Source organism: Alteromonas sp. KUL150, from assembly GCF_009811475.1.
In the GTDB taxonomy this organism is placed as follows: Bacteria; Pseudomonadota; Gammaproteobacteria; order Enterobacterales; family Alteromonadaceae; genus Alteromonas; species Alteromonas gracilis.
Genome location: NZ_BLIJ01000008.1, coordinates 21,005 through 29,687, shown reverse-complemented (window position 1 = coordinate 29,687; position 8,683 = coordinate 21,005). Strand labels below are relative to the sequence as shown.

The window sequence follows — 8,683 nt, the reverse complement described above, 5'->3', positions numbered from 1 at the left end:
TTCTATGCGGATTGGTATTAAGTGTTTTCTATTAAAAAGCCAGCTTAAATAAGCTGGCTTTTTTTGATTCAAAGATAAGGTTCGTCGTTCGAAACGATGTCTTTGATGTTATTTCTTAGCAATGATGTATACAGCGTGGATAACGCCTGGGAAGTAACCCAAAATAGTTAAAAGAATATTTATCCAAAAATGTGCGCCAATACCCACTTGTAAAAACACGCCTAGCGGTGGTAACAAAATCGAAAGTAGTATACGAATGATATCCATAATAAATTCCTTGTTATTGAAGTAATTTCACAACTCAATGGGTAAAAAGCTCACGTCTTGCCGTGGAATTAGCTCCCAAAGAGGGTTTTACACGCTTCGCTATGTTTCGTTGCATTTACAATGCCATCTCGAATGCGAAAGCGCCATAGCTTTTATAATTTCAACAAAAACAATAAATTTTATTTAATAAAATAGCTATTCGCCGAAAGGTGTATTTTGAAGCCACTCTTCTAAATCAGCGAGCTTAAGCGGTCTGCTTATATAATATCCTTGGGCAACGTCGCACCCCCAATCCTTGAGAATATTGAGAGAGGCGAGGTCTTCAACGCCTTCTGCAACGACTTTCAAATTAAAGACAGCGGCTAAGCTAAGCACCGTATGAACAATTTGCTGATCATTTTCGTCACTGGCAAGAGAAAGAATGAAGCTCTTATCTATTTTGATAGTCTTAACAGGCAGGTTCTTCAAATACGCGAGTGAAGAATACCCAGTACCGAAATCATCTATAGCGAAGTGAAACCCTCTCGCCGTCAACTCATTCAAATTCTCTATCGCTAACGATGCATCTGCCACCAAATCGCTTTCCGTAATTTCAAGTTCGAGGGCATCTGGAGATAGGCCTTTTTCGTTGAGTAGGGACACCAAGTTGCTTAGCAGCACCTTATTTTGAATATCTTGAGTAGACAAGTTCATTGCCACAGTAAAGTCGTACCCTCTTTCCCGAAAATAGGCCAAGTCTGAAATAGTTTGCTTCATTACCCACGATGTAACTTGCTCGATTAGACCTGCCTGTTCAGCGATAGTAATAAACTCATCCGGAGGAACGAAGCCCAACACACTGCTATTCCAGCGAATGAGCGCTTCCATGCTGCACACTTTCATCGTTACTAAATCAATTTTAGGCTGATACACCATAGACAGCTCGTTTTGCTGACTTGCCAGCGCGCGCTTAAGCTCAGTGGTAATAGATAATCTACGATTATATTTATCCTCTAATTCAGCACGATATCGAACGCACCACTTATCGCTATGAATCGCTTCGTCCGTAACGATATTCATTTTCCTGAACAGCTCTTCTGACGTGAATGCGTCTTGCGGGCACTCTAAAACTGCCATTGCCACTTTTAAAGGAATCGCTATCAAGTTACTTTCAACCGGTTGCTCTAGAATGTGCTTAAGTGTCTCGAGCTGTTCATCATTAAGCGATTCATGCGAGATGTATAGCACTTCTCCGCCCGCTAATCGGGCTGATATACCAGGCCAACGCTGTAATCTCTGCGCTAATGCTTTTAATGTATTGTCGCCGTTAGAATAGCCGTACAGATCGTTGATAGTACGAAAACCGATGACGGTAATGGCGACAACTTGTAAGGCACGCTCCTTATTAATTTCAGACTCGAAGTAGTTCTCAACGTAATTGCGGTTAAAAAGACCAGTAAGCACATCATGCTCAGCTTGGTAACGGATATCTAACTCACGACTTTTTATGTTTGCTTGCATGCTATCAACAGCGTTGGCAAGCTCAGTGATTTCTCGTAATTTCGATGGCTCATCAAGTGTCGAACCATAAGAGCCAGACGCTACTCTGTTGACCGCTTTCACTAGATTAGACACTGGCTTAGTCACATTTTTCGCTAGCACGAGAGAAAACGCCAATGCAATAATCATTGCTCCCAAGCAAAACACTAAAATAGTAATCTGAATTCTGGAAAACGCATTGAATGCTGAGGTGGTATCAACCGCAAGAGTAATGTTAACGGGAAGTCTATCGGTAGCACCAATGTTTACTCGGCGAGTAAAATAAGTAAGCTCATCATTAAACGTAACATCTACCCATGATGGATCGCGTTTTAAAGCTAAAACTCTCTGCGCTTCACTCGTACTTAAAGTAGTGGTGAGAATTTCGTTTGTTTCGGTTTTTGAAATAATGATCTCGGCATCTACAAGTTGCTTAAGCTCTTGTAAAAGCGCATCGTCAAATTCAACGCCTATCAGCATGTAATACCTAAGTGTAGGTATTTCAACACGTATAAGACTGAGTTGAACTAAATAGTCATTTACAACAAACAAACCACTTTCTTTCTGGTTTACCACCAGAGCGACGCTGCTCTTAAGACTTTGTCCAACCTCAAAAAGTGGGGAATGTGAAGCCACAACCTTATGGTCTAAGCTTACCAGGGCAATAATGTCGGTATTAAGTCTTTCAGCGTAACTTCTAAACGCGGCCTCGATAGAGGGAATATTTTCTGTGCCCACCGCACGCCTAAAGTCAAATGAGCGTGACAACACTTTTGAAACACTTAAGATAACAGCCTGCCTGTCTGCAACAACCTTGTCGAAGACTTTTTCTGCTAGGGAGACATCGTGGTCAATATTTTGCACAACAAGTGTACTGGCAGAACGCCAAACGGCGCCAACAATCAGAAGCGATGCTATAACAATTCCTATGAATAAGGTTTGAAATAAACTCTGACTAAGTGTTTTTTGCACTGGGGTGCCCCATAGTTGTAACGGTAATTAGGTGGCAACAAACGCGACCATAGGCTAAGAGAATAGCCGAAGAATAGAACGAGTAACAGGGGTAACACGCTGTATATTTTGAAATTTAACGCTTTGTTACAATTGCACTATTGAACGCCTTAAAAGATTCGCAAAATCTTATATCAACGTCAATTTCTGAAATAAAAAAAGCCAGCAATCTGCTGGCTTTCTTATATATGGTGCGGAAAGCGGGACTTGAACCCGCACGAGCTATGCTCACCACCCCCTCAAGATGGCGTGTCTACCAATTCCACCACTTCCGCAAAAACTTTACTTAGTTTGAACCTTCGCTGTCGTCAGCCGCTGGTACGTCGGTTCCGTCAGTCTCGATAGCAGGTACGTCATTTTGTACCGCGTCTTCGATAACCGGAACGTCTTGGTCAGCAGGACGCTCAACTTCCTGCTCTACAGCAGCAGGAACTTCGAGGTTGTTCCACTCATCATCAGCACTTTCGCGATTCGCAGTAATTGCGCCTAGCGTTAAGCTGATAAAGAAAAACAAACCTGCCAAAATACCAGTGGTACGTGTCATGAAGTTACCAGAACCTGACGAACCAAATACTGTATTCGAGCCACCTGAACCGAATGAAGCGCCCATGTCCGCACCTTTACCCTGCTGGATTAAAACGAATCCAATTAATAAAAGAGCAACAATTAGGTATGCTACTAAAAGCACTTCGTAAATCATAAATACCTCGTCAGTTTGCCGCTTGGCAAATTGAAATAAAATCTTCAGCTTTTAAACTGGCCCCGCCAATCAAGCCACCATCTACATCTTTTTGAGCAAATAGCGTCTCAGCGTTATCTGGCTTCACACTACCACCGTATAAAATACGAAGGCTCTGAGCCAGAGTCGCATCTACTTTCGAGAAGTAAGTGCGAATAAATTCATGTACTTCTTGTGCTTGTTCTGGGCTTGCCGTTTTACCCGTTCCGATAGCCCAGATTGGCTCATAAGCGATAACGGTTTTGCTTAGCTCTTCTATAGACATCTTGCCTACCAGAGCGTCGAGTTGTTCGCCTACAAATGCTTCAACCTCACCGGCTTCTCTTACATCAAGAGGCTCTCCCACACAAATAATAGGGACAATACCAGCAGCAACACATTTTTTAGCTTTAAGAGCAACAAGTTCGCTTGACTCACCTTGGTCTTCGCGCCTTTCTGAGTGCCCAACTATAGCATAACTACAGCCAGCTTCTTTAAGAAGGTCTACCGAAAGCTCACCAGTATGAGCACCATTATCAAGGTGACTAACGTTCTGAGTACCAATTGAAAATGAATCCGTCTGAAACGCATATAAAAGCAATGAAGGTGCACATACAACTACTTCAGCTTTTGCTTTTAAACCCGCTAATTTCTGATTGAACTCAGCGACCAGCGCCAAATTCCCATTCATTTTCCAATTGCCAGCCACGAATGGCTTTCTTACATTATCACTCACAATGTAGACCTTAGCCCTGTCTTAAAGCGGGCGTGATATTAACTATTTAATTAAAAAGATACAAGCACAAAAAGCAAAATTTCCAGCTACGCCAACTAATTGGCGAGTTTACGAACAGTTTCGGCAATATGCTCTGCCCATTTTTGCGATTGGGATTCGTCGTTAGACTCAACCATTACACGGATAAGAGGCTCAGTACCGCTTTTTCGTAACAGTACCCTACCCGTTTTACCCAATGCTGATTCAGCCTCTTGTTTAGCACTTTGTACTTCATTGTGCGCGAGGTAATCCACGTCTTGATTAACATAGCGAACGTTGATGAGGGTCTGGGGGTACATGTCGAAGCCACTTGCCAAATCGTGCAGGTCCATGTGAGAACGAAGCATCGCTGCAAGAACTTGTAAACCCGCTACGATACCATCGCCAGTAGAACTCATATTAAGGTTCAATACGTGCCCTGAGTTTTCACCGCCAATAGACCAGCCTTTTTGCTGTAAAAGCTCCATCACGTATCGATCGCCCACATTACTTCGCGCGAAAGGAACACCTAGCTTAGACAAAGCGTTTTCAAGTCCAAGGTTACTCATTAGTGTGCCAACAACGCCGCCCTGCATTTTGCCGTTTTTAAGCGCGTCACGAGCAATAATATAAACAATCTGATCGCCATCCAGCACATTACCTAAATGGTCGACCATCATTAATCGATCACCATCACCGTCTAGCGCAAAGCCTAGGTCTGCGCCTGTTTCTTTAACCTTTTCAACGATAGCGTTCATTGATGTCGCACCAACGCCGTCATTAATATTCAAACCGTTTGGCGAAGTACCTAGCTCAATAACCGTAGCACCTAGTTCCCGTAGCACATTAGGTGCAATGTGATAGGTAGCGCCATGAGCACAATCAACCACAATTTTTAGACCGGTAAGAGAAAGCTCAGATGGGAATGTTCCCTTGCAAAACTCAATATAACGACCCGCGGCGTCGTTAATTCTTGTTGCTTTACCGAGTTTATCTGACGCAACACAAGTCATGGGTTGCTCAAGCATGTGCTCAATGGCTAGTTCTATGTCGTCGTCAAGTTTGAAGCCCTGTGCAGAGAAGAACTTAATGCCGTTATCATAGAATGGGTTGTGCGATGCACTAATCACAATACCGGCTTCAGAACGAAATGTTTTGGTCAGATACGCAATAGCTGGTGTTGGCATTGGCCCGAGCAAACCGATATCAATACCCGCTGCTGACAAGCCAGCTTCTAATGAAGACTCAAGCATGTATCCCGAGATACGCGTATCTTTACCGATAAGAACCTTATTTGTACCGCGACCTGCCAAAACTTTTCCGGCTGCCCAGCCTAACTTGATTACAAATTCAGGATTAATGTTGCTCTCGCCAACCTTTCCGCGAATGCCATCTGTTCCAAAATATTTGCGCTGCGTCATTATTATTCCTTATTTTATGGTATTCAGCATTTTCACAATATTGACAGCATCCGCTGTTTCTTTAACGTCGTGAACCCGAATAATCTGTGCGCCCATTTGTGCGACAATTGTAGCGAGGCTTATGCTTCCCGCCAAGCGCTCATCCACTTTTCTATTGAGTAAATTGCCAATCATTGATTTTCTAGACATACCAACAAGCACTGGATAACCAAGGTCCATTAACTTAGGTAAATGCTTCACCAATGCATAATTGTGTTCTAGCGACTTTCCAAACCCATAGCCGGGGTCAAACAATATTTTTTCTTGCGAGATTCCTGATGCTTTACACGCTTTCGCTCGTTCTAATAAAAACTGGGCAACGTCTTCAACCACATCATCATATGACGGATTGTTTTGCATGGTGCGAGGTTGACCTTGCATATGCATAAGACAAACTGGTACGCCAGCTTCTGATGCAGCCTCTAATGCACCTGGCTCTTGTAGGGCCCTAACGTCATTAATTAATCCGGCTCCCACACTAACGGCCTCTCGCATAACCTCGGCCTTACTCGTATCGATAGAAATTACACAACTTGCATTTTTCGCTACCGCTTCAATGACGGGAATAGTGCGATCTAACTCTTCCTGTAAAGATACCTCTGGCGCACCGGGCCGCGTAGACTCACCACCAATATCAATGAAAGTCGCTCCTTCATCGACCATTTGAAGTGCGTGTTCTGCGGCTTGATTAACATCTGCATGTTTTCCGCCATCAGAAAATGAATCGGGCGTGACATTTAAGATACCCATTACTTGGGGCTTTGAAAGATCGATAAATTTGTTACCAAAGTGCATGGACTACCTGCGTTATTATTTTTTACTTTACCAAGAGCATTAGAGCGAACTGATATAAATGCCTTTATAGCCTACTAATACGACTCAAGAGAAAGTTATAACTATAAAACATCTAGGCGATGATAAGCCCGCGCCAATAAAAAACGCCAGATATACTGGCGTTTTTATTTCAATATTAATGGGGACTTAGCTTGGGATATCGCCCGGCTTGCCCACTGACGGTTTGTCTACACCGTCGTTTTTAATTTCACCCTCTCGTACTGGCGCACCGCCACTTGGCTTATCACCGCCAGATGGCTTGCTGTCATCCCAATCTGCGGGAGGACGAACGTCAGTACGGTTCATTAGGTCATCAATTTGCTTTGCATCAATGGTTTCGTACTTCATTAGTGCGTCTTTCATTGAGTGCAAGATATCGATGTTGTCTTCAAGGATCTTCTGAGCACGCTCATAGTTGCGATCAATTAATGACTTAATTTCCGCATCGATAGCACGCGCTGTGTCGTCAGACATGTTTGTTGCCTTCGACATAGATTTACCCAAGAACACTTCACCTTCGTCTTCAGCGTAAAGCATAGGACCCATCTTACTTGATAGACCCCACTGGGTTACCATCTTACGAGCAATTTCAGTAGCGCGCTCGATGTCGTTAGAAGCCCCGGTTGTGACCTTGTCGTCGCCGTAAATAACTGCTTCTGCAATTCTTCCGCCAAACAAGCTGGAAATCATGCTCTCTAGATGCTGTTTAGAGTGGCTTACGCGGTCTTGTTCAGGTAAGTACATAGTCACACCTAATGCACGACCACGTGGAATGATAGACACTTTGTAAACCGGATCATGCTCTGGCACTAAGCGACCAACAATGGCATGACCTGCTTCATGATAAGCTGTCATTTCTTTTTCAGACTCAGACATCACCATCGACTTACGCTCAGAGCCCATCATGATTTTGTCTTTCGCTTTTTCAAACTCTTCCATTGAAACAAGGCGCTTGTTGCCGCGTGCAGCAAACAGCGCAGCCTCATTTACCAGGTTAGCAAGATCAGCACCTGAGAAGCCTGGCGTACCACGAGCAATAACTGATGGTTCTACATTGTCAGCCACTGGCACTTTGCGAATGTGAACTTTAAGAATTTGCTCACGACCACGAATATCTGGAAGACCTACCACTACTTGACGGTCGAAACGACCAGGACGAAGAAGCGCGGGATCTAGTACGTCAGGACGGTTTGTCGCAGCAATAACAATGATACCTTCGTGACCTTCAAAGCCATCCATTTCAACAAGCATTTGGTTAAGGGTTTGTTCACGCTCGTCGTGACCACCGCCTAAACCGGCACCACGCTGGCGACCTACCGCGTCAATTTCATCGATAAAGATGATACATGGCGCCGCTTTTTTCGCCTGTTCAAACATGTCGCGAACACGTGAAGCACCAACACCTACAAACATTTCGACGAAATCAGAACCAGAGATAGTAAAGAACGGTACTTTAGCCTCGCCTGCAATCGCTTTGGCAAGCAAAGTTTTACCCGTACCCGGAGGACCTACCATCAATACGCCCTTCGGAATTTTGCCACCTAGTTTTTGGAACTTAGACGGGTCACGTAAGAAATCTACCAGTTCAGATACATCTTCTTTCGCTTCGTCACAGCCAGCTACGTCAGCAAACGTTGTCTTAATTTGGTCTTCACCAAGTAAGCGGGCTTTGCTTTTTCCAAAAGACATGGCGCCACGGCCGCCGCCACCTTGCATCTGACGCATGAAGAATATCCACACACCGATAAGCAAAAGCATGGGGAACCATGAAATAAAGATTGATGTGAGAAGAGACTGCTCTTCTGGTGGCTCGCCATAAACCCTTACGTCATTCTTGACTAAGTCAGAGACCAACTTGTCATCGAAGTAAGGTACGAAAGTTTGGAAAGTTTCGCCTGAACGCTTAGTACCGCGAATTTCGCCGCTATTATTAATGCGAACTTCACGAATATTTCCCTGCTCTGCTTCTCTCAAAAACGTTGTATAGTCAGTTTGCGAACGAGACGATTCACTCGGTGAAAAGCTCTGGAAAACCGACATCAAAACAACGGCGATGACTAACCATAAGATTAAATTTTTTGCCATATCGCTCAATGCTAATAACCTCTATAAACCCGAATT

7 protein-coding genes and 1 tRNA gene are annotated in these 8,683 nt (G+C 43.9%); all 8 read right to left on the bottom strand.

The window, feature by feature from the left end:
• Window positions 1–108 precede the first annotated feature (108 nt).
• Window positions 109–267 carry a YqaE/Pmp3 family membrane protein gene (locus tag GVO62_RS01750; RefSeq protein ID WP_014949371.1) on the bottom strand — a complete coding sequence of 53 codons (159 nt, stop codon included), beginning with the start codon at window positions 265–267 and terminating at the stop codon, window positions 109–111.
• Between the two features lie 195 nt (window positions 268–462).
• Complete coding sequence (locus GVO62_RS01745; protein WP_159117471.1) at window positions 463–2,757, bottom strand: putative bifunctional diguanylate cyclase/phosphodiesterase; 2,295 nt, start codon at window positions 2,755–2,757, stop codon at window positions 463–465.
• Window positions 2,758–2,985: 228 nt separating this feature from the next.
• Window positions 2,986–3,071: transfer RNA gene (locus tag GVO62_RS01740), tRNA-Leu, on the bottom strand.
• Window positions 3,072–3,082: 11 nt separating this feature from the next.
• Window positions 3,083–3,496: a preprotein translocase subunit SecG gene (secG, locus tag GVO62_RS01735; protein ID WP_105931183.1), complete on the bottom strand. Its 414-nt coding sequence runs from the start codon at window positions 3,494–3,496 to the stop codon at window positions 3,083–3,085.
• 10 nt (window positions 3,497–3,506) lie between these two features.
• Entirely contained in the window at window positions 3,507–4,250 is a 744-nt protein-coding gene (tpiA, locus tag GVO62_RS01730; RefSeq protein ID WP_159117470.1) for a triose-phosphate isomerase, read from the bottom strand.
• Window positions 4,251–4,345: 95 nt separating this feature from the next.
• Window positions 4,346–5,689, bottom strand: a complete 1,344-nt coding sequence (glmM, locus tag GVO62_RS01725) for a phosphoglucosamine mutase (protein WP_159117469.1) — start codon at window positions 5,687–5,689, stop codon at window positions 4,346–4,348.
• A 9-nt stretch (window positions 5,690–5,698) separates the two neighbouring features.
• On the bottom strand, window positions 5,699–6,523 hold the full coding sequence (gene folP, locus GVO62_RS01720) for a dihydropteroate synthase (RefSeq protein ID WP_159117468.1): 825 nt from the start codon (window positions 6,521–6,523) through the stop codon (window positions 5,699–5,701).
• A 186-nt stretch (window positions 6,524–6,709) separates the two neighbouring features.
• Entirely contained in the window at window positions 6,710–8,656 is a 1,947-nt protein-coding gene (gene ftsH, locus GVO62_RS01715) for an ATP-dependent zinc metalloprotease FtsH (RefSeq protein WP_105931179.1), read from the bottom strand.
• Between the last annotated feature and the right edge of the window lie 27 nt (window positions 8,657–8,683).

Excerpts from the sequence above, each read along its gene's own strand:
- secG (WP_105931183.1), bottom strand. The coding sequence starts at position 3,496 with ATGATTTACGAAGTGCTTTTAGTAGCATACCTAATTGTTGCTCTTTTA.
- folP (WP_159117468.1), bottom strand. The coding sequence starts at position 6,523 with ATGCACTTTGGTAACAAATTTATCGATCTTTCAAAGCCCCAAGTAATG.
- GVO62_RS01750 (WP_014949371.1), bottom strand. The coding sequence starts at position 267 with ATGGATATCATTCGTATACTACTTTCGATTTTGTTACCACCGCTAGGC.
- glmM (WP_159117469.1), bottom strand. The coding sequence starts at position 5,689 with ATGACGCAGCGCAAATATTTTGGAACAGATGGCATTCGCGGAAAGGTT.